General features: G+C 70.7%; 20 protein-coding genes and 1 riboswitch. Of the genes, 7 read left to right on the plus strand and 13 right to left on the minus strand.

Translation table 11 applies throughout. The annotated features are described in order from the left end of the window. Window positions 1-169: 169 nt before the first annotated feature. The 6 genes from ACFU9P_RS05140 to ACFU9P_RS05165 all read right to left on the minus strand — a co-directional run bounded on the left by ACFU9P_RS05140 (window position 170) and on the right by ACFU9P_RS05165 (window position 6,183). Window positions 170-1,012 carry a DUF1684 domain-containing protein gene (locus ACFU9P_RS05140; protein ID WP_376379357.1) on the minus strand — a complete coding sequence of 281 codons (843 nt, stop codon included), beginning with the start codon at window positions 1,010-1,012 and terminating at the stop codon, window positions 170-172. 96 nt (window positions 1,013-1,108) lie between these two features. Beyond that, window positions 1,109-2,197 carry an LLM class flavin-dependent oxidoreductase gene (locus tag ACFU9P_RS05145; protein ID WP_376379360.1) on the minus strand — a complete coding sequence of 363 codons (1,089 nt, stop codon included), beginning with the start codon at window positions 2,195-2,197 and terminating at the stop codon, window positions 1,109-1,111. Further along, complete coding sequence (locus tag ACFU9P_RS05150; protein WP_376379363.1) at window positions 2,194-3,639, minus strand: NtaA/DmoA family FMN-dependent monooxygenase; 1,446 nt, start codon at window positions 3,637-3,639, stop codon at window positions 2,194-2,196. Before ACFU9P_RS05150 ends, ACFU9P_RS05145 begins: the two co-directional genes overlap by 4 nt. A 21-nt stretch (window positions 3,640-3,660) precedes the next feature. Continuing rightward, a complete protein-coding gene (locus ACFU9P_RS05155; protein ID WP_384077841.1) occupies window positions 3,661-4,914 on the minus strand; it encodes an LLM class flavin-dependent oxidoreductase in 1,254 nt (417 codons plus the stop codon). Window positions 4,915-5,081: 167 nt separating this feature from the next. Next, complete coding sequence (locus ACFU9P_RS05160; protein WP_384077842.1) at window positions 5,082-5,213, minus strand: putative leader peptide; 132 nt, start codon at window positions 5,211-5,213, stop codon at window positions 5,082-5,084. Between the two features lie 46 nt (window positions 5,214-5,259). After that, entirely contained in the window at window positions 5,260-6,183 is a 924-nt protein-coding gene (locus tag ACFU9P_RS05165) for a glutathione S-transferase C-terminal domain-containing protein (RefSeq protein ID WP_384077843.1), read from the minus strand. A 316-nt stretch (window positions 6,184-6,499) separates the two neighbouring features. Further along, a riboswitch (SAM riboswitch) is annotated at window positions 6,500-6,646 on the minus strand. 363 nt (window positions 6,647-7,009) lie between these two features. On the opposite strand from ACFU9P_RS05165, the gene ACFU9P_RS05170 reads away from it, so the two are divergent. Beyond that, on the plus strand, window positions 7,010-8,191 hold the full coding sequence (locus ACFU9P_RS05170; RefSeq protein WP_384077930.1) for an MFS transporter: 1,182 nt from the start codon (window positions 7,010-7,012) through the stop codon (window positions 8,189-8,191). A 60-nt stretch (window positions 8,192-8,251) separates the two neighbouring features. Here ACFU9P_RS05170 and ACFU9P_RS05175 read toward each other — a convergent pair whose 3' ends face one another. Continuing rightward, on the minus strand, window positions 8,252-8,812 hold the full coding sequence (locus ACFU9P_RS05175) for a winged helix-turn-helix transcriptional regulator (protein ID WP_376379374.1): 561 nt from the start codon (window positions 8,810-8,812) through the stop codon (window positions 8,252-8,254). 112 nt (window positions 8,813-8,924) lie between these two features. Here ACFU9P_RS05175 and ACFU9P_RS05180 point away from each other — a divergent pair, with 112 nt between their 5' ends. The 5 genes from ACFU9P_RS05180 to ACFU9P_RS05200 all read left to right on the plus strand — a co-directional run bounded on the left by ACFU9P_RS05180 (window position 8,925) and on the right by ACFU9P_RS05200 (window position 12,865). Beyond that, the gene (locus tag ACFU9P_RS05180) at window positions 8,925-9,230 is read left to right on the plus strand and encodes a putative quinol monooxygenase (RefSeq protein WP_384077844.1); all 306 of its coding nucleotides are present in this window, start codon (window positions 8,925-8,927) and stop codon (window positions 9,228-9,230) included. A gap of 117 nt (window positions 9,231-9,347) precedes the next feature. Continuing rightward, on the plus strand, window positions 9,348-10,115 hold the full coding sequence (locus ACFU9P_RS05185) for an SDR family oxidoreductase (RefSeq protein WP_384077845.1): 768 nt from the start codon (window positions 9,348-9,350) through the stop codon (window positions 10,113-10,115). Window positions 10,116-10,213: 98 nt separating this feature from the next. Beyond that, a complete protein-coding gene (locus ACFU9P_RS05190) occupies window positions 10,214-11,128 on the plus strand; it encodes an NmrA family NAD(P)-binding protein (RefSeq protein ID WP_384077846.1) in 915 nt (304 codons plus the stop codon). Window positions 11,129-11,244: 116 nt separating this feature from the next. Beyond that, window positions 11,245-12,114 carry a LysR family transcriptional regulator gene (locus tag ACFU9P_RS05195; protein WP_376379386.1) on the plus strand — a complete coding sequence of 290 codons (870 nt, stop codon included), beginning with the start codon at window positions 11,245-11,247 and terminating at the stop codon, window positions 12,112-12,114. A 178-nt stretch (window positions 12,115-12,292) separates the two neighbouring features. Beyond that, a complete protein-coding gene (locus ACFU9P_RS05200; RefSeq protein WP_384077847.1) occupies window positions 12,293-12,865 on the plus strand; it encodes a dihydrofolate reductase family protein in 573 nt (190 codons plus the stop codon). A 52-nt stretch (window positions 12,866-12,917) separates the two neighbouring features. On the opposite strand, the gene ACFU9P_RS05205 is transcribed toward ACFU9P_RS05200, so the two are convergent. The 6 genes from ACFU9P_RS05205 to ACFU9P_RS05230 form a co-directional block, all read right to left on the minus strand. Then, window positions 12,918-14,006, minus strand: a complete 1,089-nt coding sequence (locus tag ACFU9P_RS05205) for a hypothetical protein (RefSeq protein ID WP_384077931.1) — start codon at window positions 14,004-14,006, stop codon at window positions 12,918-12,920. A gap of 57 nt (window positions 14,007-14,063) precedes the next feature. After that, window positions 14,064-15,344, minus strand: a complete 1,281-nt coding sequence (locus tag ACFU9P_RS05210; protein WP_384077848.1) for a transporter — start codon at window positions 15,342-15,344, stop codon at window positions 14,064-14,066. 4 nt (window positions 15,345-15,348) lie between these two features. Next, window positions 15,349-16,014 (minus strand): hypothetical protein, encoded by a 666-nt coding sequence (locus tag ACFU9P_RS05215; RefSeq protein WP_384077849.1) that lies wholly within the window; start codon window positions 16,012-16,014, stop codon window positions 15,349-15,351. After that, entirely contained in the window at window positions 16,011-18,140 is a 2,130-nt protein-coding gene (locus ACFU9P_RS05220) for a hydantoinase/oxoprolinase family protein (RefSeq protein WP_384077850.1), read from the minus strand. The genes ACFU9P_RS05215 and ACFU9P_RS05220 overlap by 4 nt, the downstream gene beginning before the upstream one ends. 307 nt (window positions 18,141-18,447) lie before the next feature. After that, complete coding sequence (locus tag ACFU9P_RS05225) at window positions 18,448-20,061, minus strand: FAD-dependent oxidoreductase (protein ID WP_384077851.1); 1,614 nt, start codon at window positions 20,059-20,061, stop codon at window positions 18,448-18,450. 250 nt (window positions 20,062-20,311) lie between these two features. Further along, window positions 20,312-21,412, minus strand: coding sequence for a LacI family DNA-binding transcriptional regulator (locus ACFU9P_RS05230; protein WP_376379404.1), 1,101 nt, complete (start codon window positions 21,410-21,412; stop codon window positions 20,312-20,314). Between the two features lie 195 nt (window positions 21,413-21,607). Here ACFU9P_RS05230 and ACFU9P_RS05235 point away from each other — a divergent pair, with 195 nt between their 5' ends. Next, the gene (locus ACFU9P_RS05235) at window positions 21,608-22,579 is read left to right on the plus strand and encodes an acetylxylan esterase (protein WP_384077852.1); all 972 of its coding nucleotides are present in this window, start codon (window positions 21,608-21,610) and stop codon (window positions 22,577-22,579) included. Window positions 22,580-22,645 lie beyond the last annotated feature (66 nt).

A 22,645-nucleotide genomic window follows, 5' to 3' on the forward strand; every position in this document is an offset into this window, starting at 1 on the left:
CCCGCCCACCCACCACACCCCCAATCCTGGTTCCGGCCCCGCCACCGCGGCCAGACCTTGCTGGGGTTGGCGGTGTTGCTGTTTCCGCCCACTGGCAACACCACGGCCCGCGTCCTGGCTGTCGGCTACGCGCCGCGCCAGGTGCGGAACTCCGTGAGGGCCGGGGACATCACCCCCGGGGGCTGCCGCCGGTGCGCTCGTACGGGATCTTCTCGCCGGCCTCGACGGCGACCGGCAACTTGTTCTCGGCCGGCGGCAGCGGGCAGGTTGCCAGGTCGGTGAAGGCACAGGGCAGGTTGGTGGCGCGGTTGAAGTCGATGACCACCGTGCCCTGGTCGTCGGGCTGGGGGATGGAGACGCTGCGGTTGGCCGCGTAGGTCGTGACGCCTGAGGTGGCGTCGGTGAACAGGACCAGGAGGCTGCCGGGCCGCATGCCGTTGAAGGCGGTGAGCCGGTACGTACGGCCGTCCAGCGCGAACTCGACCTGCCCGGGGGCGTCGTAGACGTGCTGGAGCCCCTCGACCGCGGCTCCGACGGTCACGGCGCGGGGAGCGTCGAACGGGACGTAGCGGCCGGTCAGTGCCCAGCGGGGGTCGGGGGCGTAGGCAGGGGTGTGGGTGTAGTCGAGCAGCAGTTTGTTGTCGGGGTGGCGTGGGCGCAGGATGTCGTGGCCGCCGCGCTTGGCGACCTCGATCACGGCGTCGCCCGCCGTGGCCAGCAGGCTTGCCCGCTCCTCGATGACCCCGAAGTGGTACCGGCCGGTCACCACGGTGCCCTGGACGGTGAGTTCCTCGCCCTCGTCCAGCTGGACCGTCACACCGTCGTCGGTGCTGGACCACGCTCCGGGCGCGTCAGGGAACCGGGCCGGCTCACCGTCGAGCCACCGCAGGCTGGTGACGGCGAGGAAGCCGTGCGGATCCGCCAGGTTCTTTTCGTGCTGGGCGTGCCACTCCTCCCACTGCCGGACGAAGTCCGTACGGTCGGTGCGCGTGTCGGTGTGCTGGATCGTCATGTCGACTCCTTGTCGGTGGTGGCGCGCGTTACGGGCGACGGAACCGGGGGCGTTCTCCTGCTGCCAGGGGGATGTCGGCCACGGCGGTTCTCCTTGTCAGTGGGCCACGCCGGGGTCAGTGGCCGCGGCGGGCGCGACCGGGCCCCAGGCGAACGGCGGGTCGGGGATCTCACGGCGCAGCGTGGGCGCGATGTCGGACTGGAACAGCTCCAGGCTGTCGCGGTGCTGGGCGTCGGTGAGGCCGCCGGCGTCCGCCTGGAGGTGCAGCACGCTGTGGCCGAACCGCGCGTGGTAGCGGTGCACCTTCTCGATCACCTGCTGCGGGCTGCCGATCAGGGCGGAGCTGCGCTCGACGAAATCGTCCAGGGTGTCGAAGACCGGTTCCAGACCGAGCTTCTTCTGGAAGGCCAGTCGGCCCTCGAAGACCGGCCGGTACGCCGCCAGGGCCTCCTGCGAGGTGCGGGCGGCGTAGTAACCGGCCGTGCCCGCGCCCACCACGGCCCGAGCCGGGTCGTGGCCGTAGTGCTCCCAGCGCTCCCGGTAGTGGCGGACGAGTTCGGCGTACGGCTCCATCGGATGGGTGACATTGGCCGAGAAGAGCGGGTCGCCGTAGCGAGCGGCCAGGTCCACCGACTCCCGGCTGGTGGCGCTGCCGTGCCAGACCCGGACCGGCCGCTGGAACGGCCGGGGCCAGACCTCGGCCTCCGTCAGCTCCGGGCGGAAGCGTGCCGCGTACGTCACCTTGTCCTGCCGCCAGATCCGGCGGAACAGCTCGTACGACTCGGCGTTACGGTCCCACTGGTCCTCGGCGGTGACCTGGAACAGCTCGCGCTGGGCCGCGCCGTTGCCCTTGCCGATGATCAGTTCGAGCCGGCCCCGGGAGAGGTGGTCGAGGGTCGCGTAGTCCTCGTACGCCCGCACCGGGTCGAGCAGGCTCAGCGTCGTCACGGCGGTGAACAGCCGGATCCGCTCGGTGAGGGCGGCGAGGTGGCTGAGCACCACTGTCGGCGAGGACGAGATGAACGGCCGCTCGTGGCGCTCGCCGACACCGAAGCCGTCGAAGCCCAGCTCCTCGGCGAGCAGGGCGTTGTCGATCACCTCCCGGAAGCGGTCCTGGGTGGACTTCTGCACGCCGGTCACGGGATCCGGGGCGTGCACGATCAAGGTGATGGCCAGGAACTTCACGAAGCCACCCGCCCGGCCGGGGCACCGGCCTCGGTGTCGGCGCCGGCACCGGCGTCGGGGTGGGCGAGGCCGAGGTGGTCCCGCAGGGTGGTGCCCTCGTACTCCGTGCGGAACACACCGCGCTCCTGGAGCAGCGGGACCACGGTGTCGGCGAAGACGTCAAGACCGCCGGGGGTGATGTGCGGGACGAGGATGAACCCGTCGGCCGCGTCGGTCTGCACGAAGGAGTTGATGGTCTCGGCGACCGTGGCCGGGGAGCCGACGAAGGACTGGCGGTTGCCGGTCTCGATGACCAGATCCCGGATCGACCACTTGTTGGCGGCCGCCAGCTCCCGCCACTCCCGGGCAGTGGCCAGCGGGTCGCGGTACATCCGCACCTGGGCGCGGCCGCGGGCGATGGTGTGCTCGCCGAGGTCCGGTTCGATGTCGGGAAGCGGGCCCTCCGGGTCGTACGCGGACAGATCGCGGTTCCAGACGAATTCCAGGTGCTTGATCGCGGTGGCCCCGCTGACCTGCTGCCGGCGCACTTCGCGGGCCAGCTCCTCCGCCTCGGCGTCCGTGTCGCCGAGCACGAAGGTCGCGGCGGGCAGGATCAGCAACTGGTCGTGGGTACGGCCGTGGCGGGCGAGGCGGCTCTTGACGTCCGTGTAGAACGCCCGCCCTTCCTTGAGGGTGCTGTAGCGGCTGAAGATCGCGTCCGCGCCGGCCGCCGCGAACTCGCGTCCTTCCTCGGAGTCGCCGGCCTGGAAGATGACCGGGCGTCCCTGCGGGCTGCGCGGGACATTGAACTGTCCGGCGATGTCGAAGTGCTGCCCCTTGTGCACGAAGGCTCCGGCCCGCGCGTCCCGCAGGAAGATGCCGGACTCCTTGTCGGCGGCTATCTCGTCGCCATGCCAGGAGTCGAACAACTCGATGGCGGTGGCCAGGAATTCCTTCGCCCGCGAGTAGCGCTCGTTCTGCGGCAGGAAGCCGCCGCGGCGGAAGTTCTCGCCGGTGAAGGCGTCCCACGAGGTGACGACGTTCCAGGCGGCGCGCCCGTCCGACAGGTGGTCGAGGCTGGCGAACTGGCGGGCCACCTCGTACGGCTCGTTGAAGGTCGAGTTGATCGTGCCGGTCAGGCCGAGGCGTTCGGTGACGGCAGCGAGCGCGGTCAGGACGGTGAAGGTGTCGGGCCGCCCGACGACGTCCAAGTCGTAGATCCGGCCGCCCTGTTCGCGCAGCCGCAGGCCCTCCGCGAGAAAGAGGAAGTCGAACTTGGCGCGCTCGGCGGTCCGCGCGAAGTGTACGAACGAGCTGAACTCGACGTGGCTGCCCGCCTCGGGGTCGCTCCATACGGTGGTGTTGTTGACACCGGGGAAATGCGCGGCGAGGTGGATCTGCTTCAGCGGCGTGGCGGGGTTCAGCGGCGCGGCGGACTTCGGCGGGATGGCGGACTTGCTCATTTCTCGTACGGTCCTTCCGGCTCAGGCGACGGCGTAGCGGTTGGCGGGGCGGGGCAGTCCGAGCAGCCCGCGCAGGGTGCTCGCCCCGTACGCGGTACGGAAGGCGCCACGGCGCTGGAGTTCGGGCACCAGGTGGCGGGTGATCTGCTCCAGGTCGTACGGAAGGGCCGCGGGCCGCAGCCGGAAGCCGGTCAGTCCGGCATCCCGCAACTCCTCCAGCAGGTCGGCGAGTTGAGCGGGCGACCCGGTGAACACACGGGCGTCGCTGCTGTACTCGGCGCCTGCACGTTCGTCGAGGCGGGCCTTGCGGTCCGCAGCGGCGCCGGGGTCGTCGTCGAGGAAGACCACCAGGTCGCCGAAGACGTGCACGGTCTCGTCGGCGCGGCCGGCGGAGGCCTGTGCCGCGCGGATCTCGGCCAGGACGGCCCGGGCGTCATCGGCGTCGCCCGGGGTGACGAATCCGATGTCGGCCGAGCGGGCGACCAGTTCGTACGGGACGGTCGCGTGCGCGAGCGCGGCGACGAGCGGCTGTCCCTGGGGCGGGCGCGGGGTGATCGAGGGGCCCTTCACGCTGAAGTGCGCGCCCTCGAAGTCGATGTAGTGCAGCTTGTCGCGGTCGATGAAGCGGCCGGTGGCGACATCGCGGATCTCCGCGTCGTCCTCCCAGCTGTCCCAGAGCCGGCGCAGCACCTCGACGTAGTCGGCGGCTTCGTCGAACAGCTCCTTCACCCAGGGCCGTTCCGCTGCTGACCGTCCAGATGCCGGTTGTCCCGCCGCCGGCTGCCCCGCTGCCGTGGCCAGGTCCTCGATCCGCAGGCCCGGCACCGTACGGCGGCCGAAGTGCGCGGCCTCGTCGACGCGTCCGGACACCCTGACCTGGATTCCGGCCCGTCCGGTACTCACATAATCCAGGGTGGCGATCGCCTTCGAAAGGTGGAAGGGCTCGGTGTGGGTGACGACGGCGGTCGGGATCACCCCGATGTTCCGGGTCAGCGGCGCCACCCGGGCGGCGATGAGTACCGCGTCCAGCCGGCCCCGTACCTGATCGGTGCGCTCGTCCGGCTCGACGTACCGGGAGGTCTGGAGGCTCAGCGAGTCGTCGATGGTCACGAAGTCCAGGAGACCCCGCTCGGCCTCGGTGACCAGGTCGGTCCAGTACCGCCCGGTGAACAGTTCACCGGGCCGGGCGCCGGGCTCCCGCCAGGCCGCGGGATGCCAGCCGGCGCCGTCGAGGGCGACGGCCAGGTGGAGGGGTGCGTGTGATGCTCGGGGCATGGGGCCACCGCTTCCTGTGAGCATGCCGAAAGACGTCCGCGCCCGTGCTCGGTCGGGGTGGAGAGCCGGGCGAAGGTGGAGAGTCGAAGGTGGAGAGTCAGCGAAACAGAGAGAAAGGAGGGCCGGGCAAAGAGCGCCAAGCAGCGAGGGCCAGGTGCGCGAAATGCCTAAGCGGCCCGGTGCCGCGCGGCGACGGACTCGTACGCCGGACAGAGCGCGGCGGCGACGCGCTGGAGATCGATGTGGCGCCGCGAGTACATGGCGGTGGTGACCATGGGCCGCTGAGGGGCTCCCCGCACTGCCGTCACCTCCATCCCGGTCGGCCCGCGCCGTCCCGGGCTCGCGCTAACAAGCCAGGGCCTGAGGCCGGCACTCCTGATCCACCGGCACCGTGACGCGGCTCTGGTCCCCGGCACAGTCCTTGTCCTTCTCCGAAGAACACAGATCCTCACCGCTGTATTCCCGCTCCCCCTCCCTACGTTCGCCATTTCCCTCCGTATTTCCCTCCGTGCGTTCCCGACCTCCCTCCGTACACGGAAATCCGTGGAAGGCCGGGTGGGCGCCCAGCCGCCGTACGTACGACCAGAGGCGGTCACCGGCGGCGACGCGCCGCAGGGCTTCGGCGTCCAGGTGGACGAGCGCCACCCACAGATCCACATCCGCGGCCGTGAGCGTGTCCCCCAACACATAAGGATGCGAGGCCAGTTGACGCTCCAGGAGTTCCAGCGCCGGGTCCGGGGCCGGGTCCTCGCCGAGGAGTTCACGGACGCCGTCGATGTCGGCGGCCAGGGCGGCGGGCCGCAGACAGGGCAGACCGGCGCTGTCCTGGTCGGTGAAGCGGAGGGCGAGGTCGTCGAGGATGTCGGGGGTGTGGTTGTTCACGACCCGCCCGCTCCACAGGTCGCACAGCGCGGGCACGGCCGGCGGACCGTCGTAGTGATGCCGGGTGGTCGCGTACGCCGTACGGAGCGCGGCGAGCGCGTCGCGGGCGCCGGGCGGCGAGGGCAGGAGCGTGGTGCCGACGGAGTTCTTGAGTCCGAGCAGGCCGAGAGTGATCGAGATACGCATCGAGCCCGGACAGCCCAGCGAGAGATACAGGTGGTAGCGGTGCGCCGCCGGGTAGTAACCACCGCCCAGATCGGCGCCGATACGCTCGCGGAAACGCACGGGCGTGCCGGGGCGGGGGGTGCGAAGCGCCGCCGGGAAGGACGTCTGCGCAAAGGTCTCGGACATGGCAGCGGTCTCGGACATGGCAAAGGTCTCGGACATGGCTCTCTCCATGGCTGCGGTGGAGCCCCGGTGGCTTCTTCGGCGCCGGTGGCCGTACGTATGGGAGGAGGGCCGGGCGGCGCGCGGCAGCGCACAACGCCCGGACCCGGGAACGCGATTGCGGAGGGGTTCGGCTCAGGAAGCCGGGGAGCAGCCGTTGCGGAGCCGCAGCAGATCGATGTGGCGGCGCCTGGTCAGCAGGCGCGGACGCGGCAGCGGCACCGGCCGGAAAGTCCGGCAGGCGCTCCTGCTCTTCCGCGATGTCCTGGCCATCTCCGCCGGTCCCGTCCCGTCCATCGGGCCTCGCGAGACAACGAGACCGCACTTGCCCCACCCACCGGGCGGGACCTGGTCGTCACCCGGGGCACCCCGTCGCAGTGGAAGGGTTGCCTGCCAGCGGGCCGGGGCCGATGACCCACCCGAGCGGGAACTTCCGCACGGGCGAGCGCTGACAATCGTGACCGTCGCCCAACAGTCTGAGCGCGCTCCGGTGGGCCGTCAAGAAGGCGGTGCGGCAAGATCTGGGCGGGGACCGGCAGTTGAGACGGCGCTGGAACGACACCCCGACGCCGGCGAACGGGACGTACACCCGGCTCATCTCCGATGGAGATGACTGAAATCCCGAACCATCGCGGGTGATGAGGAAGCATCGAGGGGCGGACCGACGCTTACACCTGCGTGACGGCACCGAAGAAACTGCCGGCCACCGCACAGCGCTTCCGTCCGAGCCGGTCCACCGGCTCTCCCCGCCAAGAAGGTGCACATGTCCGCATCACCCGACGTCCGGAGTCCGCGCCGGCCCGCGACCGCCGAGGCCCCGCACGGCGTGCCGGGATGGCTGGTCGCGCTCCTGGCCGTCGCCACCGGAATGACGGTCGCCAACCTGTACTACGCGCAGCCCCTGTTGTCCTCGCTGAGCGGTGTCTTCCACACCAGCACGGCCACCACCGGCGCACTGATCACACTCACCCAGGTCGGCTATGTGATCGGCATGCTCTTCCTGGTCCCGCTCGGCGACCGGCTGGAGAAGCGCAACCTGATCGCGGTCCTACTGGCGATCACGACCCTCGCCCTCGTGGCGGCGGGACTCGCCACCAGCTTCCCCATGCTGCTGATCGCGTCGCTGGTCAGCGGCGCCACCTCGGTCGTCGCCCAGATACTGGTGCCCTTTGCCGCCGGCCTCGCCCCCGACCATGCCCGCGGCCGTATCGTCGGCCGGGTGATGAGCGGCCTGCTCACCGGCATCCTGCTCTCCCGCACCCTGAGCAGCCTGGTCTCCGACCTCACCGACTGGCGCGTCGTCTTCCTCGGCTCCGCCGGGCTCATGGCCCTGCTCGCCGTGGCCCTGCGCGTGGCGCTGCCGCGGCAGGCGCCGACCACCACCATCCCGTACCACCACGTGCTGCGCTCGACCGTCCGGCTGGTTCGCACCCACCCGGCGCTGCTGCGCCGCGGCCTCTACCAGGCAGCGATGTTCGGCGCCTTCAGCGCCTTCTGGACCACGGTGTCCTTCGTCCTGACCGGTCCCCGTTTCCACTACTCGGAGATCGGGGTCGGCGTCTTCGCCCTGGTCGGCGCGGCCGGAGCGGTCATCGCCCCGTTCGCCGGGCGCTGGGCGGACCGGGGGCTCGTACGTCCCATGACCGGTGCCGCGTTCGCGGTCGCGGCCCTGGCCTTCGCACTCGCCGGGTTCGGCGGTCACAGCATCGTCCTGATCGCCCTGGCCGCGGTCCTGATCGACATGGCTGTCCAGACCGCCCTCGTCCTCGGCCAGCACACCGTCTACCAGCTCGACCCCGCCGCCCGCGCGCGCCTGAACAGCGCCTTCATCGCCATGTTCTTCGTCGGGGGCGCAATCGGCTCCCAGCTCGGCTCCGTCTTCTACCACGCCGGAGGCTGGACCGCCGTCACCGGCCTCGGCGCAGCCCTTCCCCTCGTCGCGCTGCTCTACTGGACCACCGAACGCCGACACCGGGCAGACACGAAACCGAACACAGCGATCCTGTAAACGGGCGTACCCCCGGGGAGTCCGAGGTCGTCGCAGCCGCGGCCGGCAAACCCCCGGCGGTCACTGGGCCGCCGGGGCCCCTGTCCGGCGCGGCGATCCGCCGACCGGGAGCGGATCGAGAAGTCGTCGTGGTGTGTTGATCGCGCTGGACACGGGGTCGCGGTCGGAGTCCGTCGTATCGAAGCCGGGTCCGGGTTCGATACGGATCTCCGGGACCGGGACAACCAGACCGCAGTCCTGGCAGCGCCCCTCATGGTCGAGCCGACCTCCGTCCTGGTCGTGGCGGAGGACGCGCTTCGTTCCGGCAGGGGAGTAGAAGTCCTCCCCCCAGTTCATCAGAGCGCGCACGACCGGCCACAGTGCGATGCCCTTGGCGGTCAGCCGGTACTCGACGCCTGCCGCCGCGCCGTCGTCACGGGCGAGCACGCCTTCCTGCACAAGGGACTTCAGCCGGCTGGTCAGAACGGCGCGCGGGATCCCGAGCTGGGTGGCGAAGTCCCCGAACCGGCGTACCCCGTAGAACGCGTCGCGGATGATCAGGAGCGTCCACCGCTCTCCGACGACCTCCAGGGTCCGGGCGAGCGGACAGTTCCGGTCCGCGTAAGTGTTGGGGAGGGTCATGCCCGGATCCTACCAGCGCCAGTTCATTCACTGAACTGACGCATGTTACGGTGTCGAGCAGGAGCAGTTCAGTCAGCGAACTGGCGTTGCGTGGAGCTTGAGAGGATGCCCCATGTACCAATTTCTCGTTTCCTTCACCGTCCGGCCGGAGCATCGCGACGACTTCGTCCGGGCGGCCAAGAAGACCGCGCGGGAGTCCCTCGCGAACGAGCCCGGCTCCCACCGGTTCGAGGTCATCTCGGACGAGGAGAACCCGGATCTCCTCTATCTGAACGAGGTCTACGCGGACGCCGACGCGTTCAACGCTCACGCCGGCGGCCCCTACTTCGCCGAGTTCTTCGCCGAAGCCGGCGCCTACGCCGAAGGCCCGACGTGGCTCATGAGGGGAAACGTCATCGGCGACAGGGCCGCCGCCTGAGCCGTATCCGGCGCCAAGGAGGCAAGCTTCTCGTACGGGTCAGTCAGTCCTGGCCCCTGTCCACCGCGCCAGGCAGGTCACACGACCGAGCCGACATGAGGCGCGAGGAGGTCCCACATGTCGTCCGTACTCATCACCGGCGCGTCCAAAGGCATCGGCCGGGCCATCGCCATCGAACTGTCACGCCGGGGCCACCGGGTGATCGCCACCGCACGCCATCCGGAGGCACTGGCCGAACTCCCCGTCGACCAGCGCCTGCGCCTCGATGTCACAGTTCAGGAAAGCGTCGACCAGGCCATGAAGGACGCGGGCGAAATCGACGTACTGGTCAGCAACGCCGGCGAGACCATACGCGCGCCCCTGGAGAGCGTCCCGCTCACGGAGGTCGAACGGCTCTACCAGATCAACACCCTGGGTGCGCTGCGGGTGGCACAGGGCGTACTTCCGGCGATGCGGGAAAGGGGAGCGGGCCGCCTCGTCTTCCTCTCCAGTATCCAGGGGCGCATGGTGCTGCCGATGATCGGCCCTTACGGCGCCAGCAAATGGGCGCTGGAAGCGCTCGCCGAGACGCTCGCCATCGAGACGGGGCACTTCGGAATCAAGGTGAGCGTCGTGCAGCCCGGTGCGGTCTCCTCGGGTGGCGGTGAGCGCGCCAAGGTGTTCCTGCGGGAGAACGACCCTTACACCCCGCTGTACGAGGCACTCGGCGCCCTGCGCGGCGAGTCCGTCACCCCGGAGGATGTGGCCACCGTGGTGGCCGACACGATCGAGCAGCCCGAACCTCCGCTGCGCGTGCCGGTCGGTGCACCCGCCGAACGGGTCCTGCGGGCACGCAAAGAGGCTCCGGAGAGCGAGCCCTTCCTGACGACTGAGATCAACTGGTAGCCGGACACCGCTTCGGTTCGGTGTCCGTCGGCCGCCCGCGCCGTCGGTGAACACCGGCCGTGCGAGCGCAGCCGGCAACTGATACCACGGAGGTCCACATGGTGAATGACCGACGAGTGTTCCTGATCACGGGCGCGGCCGGCAAGACGGGACGCGCCGCCGCCGAACTGCTCCTGGAGCGCGGTCACAAGGTCCGCGCGCTGGTCCGGCAGGACGACGACCGGGCGAAGGCCCTGGCCGCGGCGGGCGCGGAAACCGTCGTCGGAGATCTCCTCGATCTCGACGACATGAGCCGCGCCGTGCACGGGGTGAGCGGGGCCTACTTCTGCTATCCGATCCGCGACGGACTGCTGGAGGCGACCACGGTCTTCGCACAGGCGGCGGTCGATGCGGACGTCCGGTCCGTCGTGAACATGTCCCAGATCTCCGCCAGGCGGGAAGCGAAGAGCAACGCCGCACGCGGGCACTGGCTCGGTGAGCGGCTGCTGGACCGGACGGACATGCTCACGACCCACCTGCGCCCCACGTTCTTCGCCGCGTGGCTCAGGGACTGGTGGGAATACAGGGACGGCGAGGGCGTGCTGCGGCTGCCGTTCGGGCGCGGGCGTCATGCGCCCGTCGCGGAGACCGACCAGGCGCGTGTGATCGCGGCGGTGCTGGCCGATCCGGAGCCGCACAACCGCAAGACCTACACCCTGCACGGGCCGGTGGAGATGGATCATTACGAGATCGCGGAAGCCATGTCCAGGGGTCTGGGCATTCCGGTCCATTACGAGCCCATCAGCGTCGAAGAATTCGCAGCCGCGATGACCGCCCGTGGGCGGTCCGCCCATCTGGTCCAGCATCTGAGCAATGTGGCGGTCGACTATCAGCAGGGAATCTTCGCCGGCACGAACGATGTCATCCAGGACATCGGCGGGCGCGCTCCCCTGACGGTCGAAGAGTATGTCGCCGGCCGCAAGGAGGATTTCCGCACCAGCGGCCCCAACTTCGTACCGGCTCCCCCGGCCTGAGGAGCCTTCACCGATACCGCCCCGCCTTCCGCATACGATGCGGCGAGGACCGAGGACCGTCGCCTTCGCACCGTCGCCTTCGCAGTGGACGGAGCGCTACTGGACCGGGAGCGGATGTGGATCTGCGGCAGATGGAGGTCGTCGTCTCGGTTGCGGACGCGGGCGGTTTCACGGCAGCGGCGAGGCGGCTGCATGTGGTCCAGTCCGCCGTGTCGAGCACGGTCCGGGCCCTCGAACGGGAATTGGGCACCCCGCTGTTCGAGCGCACCACACACCGCTTCGCGCTGACCCCGGCCGGAGAGGCGTTCGTACCCGCCGCACGCACCGCGCTCCGGGCCGCGGAACTGGCACGGGAGGCCGTCGACGCCGTACAGGGACAGCTGCGCGGACGGGTGACGGTCGGCACGATGCAAGGGGTATGGGCCGGGCTCCACCACGCGCTCGCCGCGCTACGGGCCGAGCATCCGGGAGTGGTCGTACATCTGCGGCAGGCGGCGGTCGCCGACATCCGGCAGGCGCTGCGCGAGGGCACGGTGGACTTGGCCGTGGTGGCGCTCGACCGCCAGCAGCAGCGCGGGCTGGTGACCAGGCTGCTGTCCCGCGAGGACATGGTGCTGGTGACGTCGCCCCGGCGGGTGCTCGCCGCGACGACGCCGAACGGTGAGGTACGGCTCGACGACATCGCCCATCTGCCGCTGGTCGACTTCACACCCGGCTGGGCGATCCGCTACGCGGTCGACCGGGCCTTCCGCGCCGCGGGCGTCGACCGCAGCACGACGTTCGAGGTCAACGACATCGTCGCGGCATCCGAACTGGTCCGCAACGACCTGGGAGTCTGCATCATGCCCAAGTCGATCGCGGACCGCTTCCCCGATCTGCCCCAGCACCGGTTCGAACGGCACGCGCCGAACTGGAAGGTCATGGTGGTACGGCCCCCCGGCGAGGCACCCCCGGCGGTCGCCGCGCTGCTGCGGCACATCACCTGACGGCGCCCCGCCGACGACTTTTCTCGCCTTGACAATTTTATTTGTCGGATGGATTCTGGAGCGGTGCTGGACGTCGCTGTGATCCGCCTCGGACATGAGCCGAAGCGGCGGCGAGCAATCGCAGACCACACGGAAACCCGCACAGAAAACCGCACATCAGAAACCTGAGGAAACCACCATGCGTACCCTGATCAGCACCGCCTTCATCTCGCTCGACGGCGTCGTCGAAGGCCCGGGCGGCGAACCCGGCTACCGCAACTCCGGATGGACCTTCAAGGACATCGAGTTCCTCCCCGAGGCGTTCGACATCAAGGGGCGGGAGCAGGAGGAGTCGACCGCGATCCTGATGGGCCGGGCCAGCTACGAGGCGTTCAGCCCGGTATGGCCGGACATGGGCGAGTTCGCCCGCTACAAGACCATGCCGAAGTACGTCGTCTCCACCACCCTCACCGAGGACAAGCTCGTATCGAACTGGGGCGAGACCACCATCCTGCGCTCCCTCGACGAGGTCGCCGCCCTCAAGGAGACCGACGGAGGCCCGATCATCGTCCACGGCAGCGTCGCCCTCAACCACAGCCTCACCGACGCCGGCCTGATCGACCGCTACCACCTGCTCGTCTTCCCGCTGCTGCTCGGCGCGGGCAAGCGCCTGTTCCCCGCCAGCGACAAGGACACCCAGAAGCTGAAGCTGGTCGAACACGCCGTATACGCCAACGGCCTGCAGATGAACGTCCTCGACGTCGTCCGCTGACCAGGCCTCGCCGAACCGCCGGCCCCGCCCGACAAGAGACGGCGGCGGTGGGTCAGCCGCGCGCCACCGCGATCGAGCCCTGGAGCCGTTCACCCGCCTCGTAGATCATGTACGGCACGCCCCGGTCGGTGCCGAACGACGGTGACGCGCTGCGCCCGTTGTCCGGCGCGCTGTCGGCCGAGTCGTAGAAGAGACCGAGGTGCACGCGGCGGCTGAAGTCGTTGCCGACCTCGGTGATCAGCAGATTGCCGCCGTTCTCCTTGCCGGTGTTGTAGACGACGTACGTGCTCCCGTTCCGGCTCAGCAGGTGCGGGCCGCCGATGTTGTTCGCGCCGACGTCGGAGTGGCGTACGAGCGGCTGCTGGTCGAACGTCCAGTCGCGGCCGTCCTGCGACCAGCCCCAGGCGATGTCACGGTGGTTGGACTGGTTGTTGAGCATGAAGAGCATCACGTAGCGGGCGCCGCGCGAGGGCAGGTCGTGCCGGAAGACACGCGCGTACGAGGTCTCGGTGCTGCCCGCCGGCATCATCGCGGTGGTGAGCACCACCTTGTCGTACGTGAAGGTGATGCCGTCCTTGGAACGGGCGAGGCGGGTCGTGCCGTTCTCGCCGTGGAAGTAGAGCCACAGCTCCTTGACGTCCTCGTTCCAGAGGACGTGCGGCGAGGCGACATGGCTGACCTTGTAGTGCGGCTGCCAGTTGTTGGAGACGATCGGGTTGGCGGTGTACTCGGTGAACGGCCCCTCCAGCGAGTCGCCGTAGGCCAGGCAGATTCCGCCCGGCGCGTCGTGCGGCCCGTAGTAGAGGTAGTAACGGCCCAGCGGGTTCGGCAACTTGTCGTAGACGCCCCGGACGCACGGGAAGATGATCTCGCCGGTGGGGTTGTACTTGAGCTGGGAGGGCGTCAGGAGTGTCTTGAGGTAGCGGTAGTCGGGGAATCCGCCGGGCGCCGCGGCGGCGGCCGGTGCCGCTTCCGGGGCCAGGGCGGGGGCCGCGGCGGCGCTGCCCGCCGCCGTACCGGTGGCGATCACGCCGGATGCCGCCGCGGCGGTCGCGGCCGCGGCGCGCAGGAACATCCGCCGGCCGGGGTTCCGCGGCTCATCGGCGTGGTGCTGCCGCGCGTTGCTGTTGTGCTGTGCCATGTCGTGCTGTGTCATGTCGTGCTGTGTCATGTCGTGCTCCGTCCCGGGAGTGAGAGATCACAGATAGGTGGCGGCGGTGACGCAGAATCCGCCCAGGGCGACGGCCCAGACGTACGGCAGGGTCCGCAGCATCACCCGCTGCGGTGTGACCCCCGCGTACTGCGCGCTCCACACGGTCTGGGTGCTGGTCGGGTCCGACACACCGAAGACCTGGTTGTACGAGGTGGCGAGGCCCAGCACCGCGGCGGCCGGGTAGATGCCCGCGGCGATGAGGACACCGGCGATGCCCGCGCCGAGGCCGTAGACGTTCAGCGGCCCCCGGTAGAGACAGAGCGGCACAAGCAGGGTGAAGACCACGACGAACAGCACCGGGTTCTGCGGGCTGACCGCCTTGATCAGCGGCTCCAGCGCCTCCACCGCGCCGGGCAGCTTCACCGCGGCGAGCAGGATGCCGATCGCGATGAACAGCACGATCGGCGCCGCCGCCGTCTCGAAGCCGCCGTACAGGGTGCGCAGCAGCCGTTTGTTCATCTCGCCCGGCCGGGTGGTGGTGACCAGCGCGTACAGAACACCGGCCAGCATCGACGGCAGGATCGCGATGTCGAGGCCGAGGGCGAGGACCAGCGGTACGACCGGGGTGAGCAGCGCGTACCAGGGGGCGTCGCCCAGCTGCCCGCGGCGCGAAACGGGCTTCGCGGACGCGGACTTGAGGGACCACGCGTGTTCGACGCCGCGTCGCCGGGTCTCGACGAGGACGAAGAGGACGGCGGCGGCCAGCGCGAACGGGAACAGCTTCATCATGAAGCCGCGCACGGTGTCGACGGGCAGCTCCAGCGCCGTGGAGAAGAACTGCCAGATGGGCAGTTCGAAGGGCATACCGGCGGCGATGCCCATCAGGATGGTGCCGGCCGCGGTGACCTTGGGGATCCCGACGGCGATCATGGCGGGGATGCCGATGATGCCGGCGAGCATCGCGGCGGGTGCCGAGCCCGTGACCGTACCGACGAGGGTGGAGACGGCGAGGACGCCGAGGGCGACCACGACGGGACGGTCGCCGCCGAATTCGACGATCTTGCGGACGAGTGTGCCCGCGATGCCGGTCTCGTCGAGGAGCTTGCCGAGCCAGGAGCCCAGCAGGATCGCGATCATCGTGGCGGCGAGGGTCGGCGCGCCCTCCTGGACGACCATGTCCAGGACGCTGTTCTCGCCGGTCAGCGGGGCGCCCGCGAGGAAGGCGATGACGACGGCCAGGATGACGAGCGCGAAGGCGGTGGGGAGTCTGCGGGTGAGCATCGCGGCGACACCGGCCGCCATGACAAGAAGGATGACGACGCCCATGGCGTTACTTCTTTCTTCCGTGCGCGGATCCGTGCGGGGAGCCGTGCGAGGACCCATGCGGGGATCCGTACGGCGGTTCGGCCGCGTCGGCGGCGGTGGCCAGGGCGGCCGTCAGCAGGAGCGGGCTGCGGCCGAGGCCGCACACGGTGCGGGCGTACGAGTGGGCGGCGATCTCCTCGGCGCCCGCGACATGGCCGTACAGGCGGTGGCGTCCCGCGCGCAGCACGACATGGCCGAGTGACCGCTTCAGGGCCGTCTTCGCCGGTCCGTGGTGGAGCTGCTCGTGCACCGCCTCGTGGGCGATCGCCGCCGCCCGTACCGACCCCGCCGGATACCAGTGGCGCCAGCCGAGCCGGTCGATCAGCTCGTCGGCGAGGGCGAGGGTGTCGGTGAACAGTTCCACGGTCGGGACGGGCCGGGAGGCGTAGCGGGCGAGCAGGCCCTCCGCCAGTCCGCCGCCGCTCTCCACGACACGGGCCGTGGCGGTGACGGGGGCGAGTGCGGCGCCGAACTCGTCGGCGGTACGCGCCCATTGACGCAGCAGGGCCGGGTCGCGGCCTTCGTGCGTGGGGGTGTTCGCGAGCAGCCGTACGCCGAACTCGATGTCGTCGCTCGCTCCGAGTGCCTCGATCGCCGCCAGCGCGGCCCGGTCGAGCAGCGCGGCCGTCATGAGCGCACCTCCAGAACGGCGACGACCGGTTCGTCGGCGGCACGTGCGCGCAGTTCGCTGCGGGCGAGCGCCAGCAGCGGCTGCGGGTCGAGCACACCGGAGAGGTCGGCGATCCGGGAGCCGAGGAGGAGCCGCAGGGCGGGGGCGCGGACACCGCCGTCGCCGTACGACGTGGCCTCCCGCACCAGACCCGCGAGGACTTCGGGGGCGCGGCCGACGGTGGTGGTCTCGACCCGGGCGTCCGGCGCGTGGAGCCGTACGACACCGTCGGCGTCCACGACACGCACCGGGTGGCGGTCGGGGCGGAACCGGCGGCGGACGTCGGTGCCGTACACGGTGTGCGCGGGGGTGCCGGCGAGCACACGCACCGACGCCGGGTCGGTCTTGAGGCTGTCGGCAGCGGCCCGCAGCCGGTCGGCGTCGTCGGCCCGGTGGGCACGGTCCTGTGTGCGCAGTTCGGTGGCACCGGTCGCGACGGCCCGCACGGTGCTGGTCTGCGGGTCGACGGTGACCTCCACCTCGACACCGTCGGCGGCGGCGCCCTGGGCGACGACGGCGGCCTCGGCCTCGGCCCGTACGGCGAGGATCTGTTCCTGGCCGGCGCCGGGGATGATGCGTTCCACCTGTTCGCGGATGAGGGCGAGGGCGACGCCTATGGGGCTGATGACCTCGTTGTGGCGGGCGATACGGCCCTCCTGGCCGGAGACGGCCGCGAGGTGCGGGGTGACGGCCGCCGCGCCTCCGCCGCCGCCGACGAGTACGGCGGTGTCCTTGTCCAGCCGGTAGTCGCGGATCATCGCGTCGACCACGGTCCTCACCTGGTCGGTGCCGGCGTCCAGTACACGGGCCGCCGCGGTGGCGACGTCCGTGCCGAGCGTGGCGGCCAGGGGCGCGATCGCGGCCTTCGCCACGGCCGGGTCGCAGTGCGCGAAGTCCCCTTCGGGGACCCGGCCCAGCGCGTTGGCCGCGCAGGTCATGGTGATCGCGAAGCGTCCGCCGGCGGCGTCGAGCACCGCGTAGTCGGCCGGGTCGTCGTCCATCGGCCGGATCGTGGTGACCTTCGCGTCCCGCAGATCGTCCAGGGTCGCGAAGCAGGCGTACGGCAGGCCCGCGATATGCGCGCTGCGCGGTCCGGCGCCGGTGACCCTGCCGCCGCCGACGCGGACCATCGAGCCGCCGCCGACACCGACGGTCCTGACGTCGAGCGCCGACAGGTACGACGTCCTGCCGAGGATGGTGGCGTGCCGGACGGCGACCTTGCCGCGCCGTACGACGCTGATGTCGGTGGAGGTGCCGCCGGTCTCCAGGAACAGGCCCTCGCTGACGCGCTCCTGCATGAGCGCGCCCGCGACGCCGGCCGCCGGTCCTGACAGCACGGTGAGCAGTGGTCTGCGCCGCATCTCGTCCAGCGACATCACTCCCCCGTCGCAGCGCATCACCATCAGCGGGGCACTGACGCCCGCCTTGGTGATGGAGGCGTCGACGAGGTCGGCGGTGGCGAGCATGCGCGGCAGGATCGCGGCGTTGACGACGGCGGTCCGGGTCCGCTTGTGGAGCCCGTACAGCGAGGTGATCTCGTGCGCGGCGGTCGTCGGCAGGCCGCGCTCCTTGGCCGCCGTGACGACCGCGTCCTCGCCCTCGGGACGGTCGACGCTGAACGGCTGGCTGGCGACGACGACCCGGGCACCGCCCTGGACGACCGCGTCGACGGCGGCGCGTACGGCGGGTGCGTCGTCGGGGTCGGCGACATGGGCGTAGACGAGCGGCAGCCGCTTGCCGGGGGTGAGTTCGAGCTTCTGGAAGGCGGCGAGGCGGCGGGTGAACGCGGCGCCGGGGCCGGCGCCGACACCGATCAGACCGACGGTGGCGACGTCGCCCTCCAGCAGGGCGTTGGTAGCCTGGGTGGTGCCGTGGGCCAGGAAGGCCACGTCCTCCGGGGCGTGTCCGGTCTGTTCCAGCAGACGGTCGAGAGCTTCGACGATGCCGTGGGCGACACCGTCCTCGTGATGATGACTGGTGGGGACCTTGACCTGTCCCAGCAGTCCCAGGGTCGTGGCGTCGACCGCCACGGCGTCGGTGAAGGTTCCGCCCACGTCGATGCCGACGCGGATGCGGTGGGTGTTCATGGCTTGGGCACCTCCTTGTGCACAGTTGGCATGGTGCGGGCGGCAGGCCGTGTCTGACACATAGCGTCGTCCGCCCGCAGGGCGGGGCGCGCGGCGGCTGGTGCGTGCGATCGCAAGGCGGAGGATCAGCCTCGTACTGGACGTACTCGGCTGACTCCGACAACGCGGCGAGCGTGCGTGCCAGGCGTCGCGAGCCAGACGGGATGTGTCAGACACGGCCTGGGCCGGGCGGGGCAGGTGGAGCTGCGTCTGCCCGGCTGTCCGCCGTCGTTGTTCTGTGTTCTGTGGAGCTGTGTCAGTAGCGGTGTCAGTAGCCGCGTACGTCGGGCCAGTGGCGCTGAACTCCTTCGCGGTCGAGCAGCCGGGCGAATTGGCCGAACCGCTTGTCCTCGGCCTGGACCTGGCGCGGTTCGACGCCCTCGGCGACACAGTGCGCGGCCAGTGCGCCCGCGACCTCGCCGATGTTCCATTCCACCGGGTGGAGCCGGTAGCAGCCGTTGGTGATGTGGGTGGTGCCGATGTTCTTTCCTGCGGGCAGCAGATTGCGGACCCGGCGCGGTATCAGCGCGCCGAGCGGGATCTCGAACGGCACCGAGCCGATGTCGATGTAGTTGTCCCCGCCGGTCGAGGGGTGCAGGTCGATGCGGTAGTTGCCGACGCCGACGGAGTCCCGGTAGCGGGTGCCGCCGTAGGGGCCGACGATGTCGATCGCGACGTCGTGCTCGGTGACGGTGGTGACCGCCTTGATACGGCGCGACTCGCGTACGTACGGCGCCTTGGCGAGCCCGTCGCGCGTGCCGGTGACATCGGGGCGCAGCCGCAGTCCGGGGAATCCCTTGCCGCCGTCGGCGCGCGGCGCCTCGGTCTGGAGCCAGTACAGGACCGAGAGCGAGAGCTGTCGTGCCTCGGCGAGCGCGGCGGCCGACGTCTCCTCGCCGGCGCCGATCAGCGGCTTCAGCCAGTAGTCGTTGAGCGGCCAGTTGACCAGGGTGATGTCGGAGTCGAACGCGCCGCGCCGGTGCAGCTTGCGGGCGAGGATCCGTCGGAAGCCGAAGAGTTCCTTGTCGCCCGCGTCGGCGGACTGGTCCGCGGTGACGTCGAGCGGGTCGAGGTCCGGGTTGGGGACGAAGGTGCGCGGTACGGCCTCCAGGGTCCGGGGGTCGGGCGCGAGGAAACCGAGCAGCGGTCCGGGCCAGAAGTCCGGCCGGTAGGCGCGCCAGAAGTCGTAGTCGGCCGGCCGCTCGATGGTGTGATCCTCGCCCTCGTGGTGGGAGAGCGCGAAACAGACCGTGATGCCTTGCTGGTTGAGGGGCTGTGCCTCGTCGGGGGCGTGCGGTTCGCCGTACTCGCTCCGCGCCTCGGCGCCGATCGCGTGCTCGACCCCGGCGAGTTCGAGCAGTTCGCCGGTCTCGGTCGCGTCGAGGACGTAACGGGCCGCGATCGTCACGCGGCTGCCGTCCCGCAGATCGGTGAGTGTGACGGACCGTACGGTGTCGTGGTCGCCCGCCTCGGCGGCGACCGGGCGGTGTTCGGTCAGGAGTGTGAGCCGGCCCGACGAGCGGTGCGGTGCGAGCATCGCCTCCAGGACGGCGAGGGCGACGCGCGGCTCGTGGCAGAGCTTGCTGACGCGCCCGGCGCCCGGGTTGAGACCGGTGAGGGCCAGCGCCTCGGAGCGGAGCGGGTACCAGCGGCGGTAGTGGTCCCTGATGGACTCGCGCAGGGTGCGGTACGAGGCGGTGGTGCCGAACTGCTCGACCCAGGGGTGCTCATCCGGCGGGACGGCCTGGGAGGTGAGCTGGCCTCCGATCCAGTCCGTCTCCTCGGTGAGGACGACGGTGCGTCCGGCCCGGCAGGCGGCGAGGGCGGCGGCGACGCCGCCGAGCCCGGAGCCCACTATGAGGATGTCGGGTGCGGATGTCACGGGTCTCCTTGAAGTGCGGTGTGTACGTGGTGCTCGACGTGCTGCGTGCGTGTGGTGCGCGAAAGTGCCGCGGGTACGTGGTGCTTGAAGTGCTACGTGCATGTGGTGTTCGAACTGCTGCGTGCGCGTGGTGCGCGAAGTGCCCACGTGTACCTGGCGCTTGAAGTGCTACGTGCACGTGGTGCCTGAAGTGGCACGGGTACGTGGTGGCGGCCGGCGGCGCCTTGGTGCCGGTGCGGTGTGTGCGCGGTCAGCGATGCGCGGGTGGTGCTCCCGCCGTCGTACCGGGCCGGAACGCGCAGGCCACCAGCGGTTCCGTGGCCTGCTCCCCCGCCACCAGCGCGGCGAGCATCCGTACGGCGGCGGCGCCCAACTGCGGCCGGGGGATGTCGAATCCGGTGGGCATCGGCCCGTCGGACAGGTCCGGCGGCGGACTGCCGAGCAGCGCGAGTGAGGCGTCGCGCGGGCAGTCGATGCCGACGAAGTGCGCGGCGCTGTGCAACGCGCGCCAGGCGTCGCCGGTGTCGGTCTCCTCGGCGACGAACGCGGTGACGCCGTCGTCGAGCCAGCCGCGCAGCCGCTCGGCGGTGAGGTCGTGCTGCGGGTCGGCGGAGCGGAAGACCGCGCCAGGACCGCCGGGCAGACCGGCCTCCTCCAGCCCTTTGAGGAAGCCGTGTTCACGGTCGGTGGACGCGTGGGCCTCGTCGTCCTCGCGTACGAGCACGATCCGCCGGTGGCCGAGTCCGGCGAGATGTGTGACGACCTCCTTGCTGGCGCTGACGTAGTCGGCACCGACCCAGGCCAGCCCCTCCAGTTCGTCCCTGCGGCCGAGGTGGACCACGGGGAAGCCGTCGGCGACCAGGCGCAGCAGTTCACCGGCGGGCGCGTGGCGGCCGAGGAAGAGACAGCCGTCGGCGAGCCGTACCCGGTTGAGGGCGTGCGGTCCCGCGGCCCCCGCGCCGCCCGTGCTGGAGCCGGTGAAGAGCACCAGGTCGTAACCGCGGGCGGCTGCTTCCTGCTCGACGCCGACGAGGAACGGGTAGTACGAGTGCTGCACATCGGTCGGGAAGGTGGAGGTGAAGCTGAAGACCCCGAGCAGGTTGTTGCGCGCGGCGGCCAGCCGGCTGGCCGCCGGATCGGGGACGTAGCCGAGGCTGCGTACCGCGTCGAGCACCTTCTGCCGGGTCTCCTCGGAGATCGTGGCGCCCTGCTTGCGCCCGCCGAGCACCAGCGAGACCGTGGCCTGCGACACCCCGGCGAGCCTGGCGACCTCGGCCTGGCGCGGCCGCGACGTACGGCCTGCGGGTGCGGGGGCCCGACCCGGCCGGGCCCGCTTCCTGGGTTCCTCCACCGTGTTCCTCCGGATCGTTAATGCGTATTAGTAATGCGCATTAACGAGTACTGTGGACCTCCGGAACCCAGGGGTCAAGACATCGGTCAAGACTTCTTCCGGCCTCTTCCGGCCTCTTCTTCGGTGACGGCCCGGACCGTACGGTGTGATCGCCCGCCCCCGTTGACCACCGAAGCAACCGAAGGTGATCCCGCAATGGCCCTGTTCGATCTGCCCCTCGACGAGCTACGGAGCTACCGCAGCCGGTCCGTGGAACCGGCCGACTTCGACGACTTCTGGACGACGACACTCGCCGAGGCCCGCACCCACGATCTGGACGCCCGCTTCGAGCCCGTCGCGACGGGACTGTCGACCGTGGAGGTGTACGACGTGACCTTCGCCGGCTTCGGCGGCCACCCGGTCAAGGGCTGGTTCGTCCTGCCTGCGGGGACCCGTGAACCGCTGCCCGTGGTGGTCGAGTTCGTCGGTTACGGCGGCGGGCGCGGCCTGCCCCATGCCCGGCTGCTCTGGGCGTCGGCCGGATTCGCCCACTTCGTGATGGACACCCGCGGCCAGGGGGCCGCGTGGGGCGGGGGTGACACCCCGGACCCGGTGGGCAGCGCGTCCGCGTTCCCCGGCTTTCTGACCCGGGGCATAGAAGACCCGCTGGAGTTCTACTACCGCCGGGTCTTCACCGACGCGGTCCGCGCGGTGGAGGCCGCCCGCTCCCACCCGCTCGCCGACGCCTCCCGCACGGCCGCGATCGGGCGCAGCCAGGGCGGCGGGATCACACTGGCGGTGGCGGGGCTGGTGCCGGACCTGGTCGCCGTGGCGCCCGACGTACCGTTCCTCTGCGACTTCCCGCGGGCGACGACGCTCACCGACCACCATCCGTACCGGGAAGTGGGCAAGTACCTCAACACCTACCGCCGCCGGGGCGAGCAGGTCAGGCGGACGCTCAGCTACTTCGACGGGGTCCACTTCGCGGCGCGCGGGCGGGCTCCCGCGCTGTTCTCGGCGGCTCTGGAGGACCAGACGTGCCCGCCGTCGACGGTGTTCGCGGCGTTCAACGCGTACGGGCACGAGGACCGGACGATCGAGGTGTACGAGTTCAACGGCCACGAGGGCGGCGAGACGTACCAGGAGGAGGCCCAACTCGCCTGGCTGCCGCCCCGGTTGACAGCGTGACGGCTCGCCGCCCGGCGCGTCCACTCGCCGGACAGGGCCCAAAGCGTGTTGCCGGCGACGCGGCCT

Source organism: Streptomyces sp. NPDC057617 (genome assembly GCF_042800555.1).
In the GTDB taxonomy this organism is placed as follows: domain Bacteria; phylum Actinomycetota; class Actinomycetes; order Streptomycetales; family Streptomycetaceae; genus Streptomyces.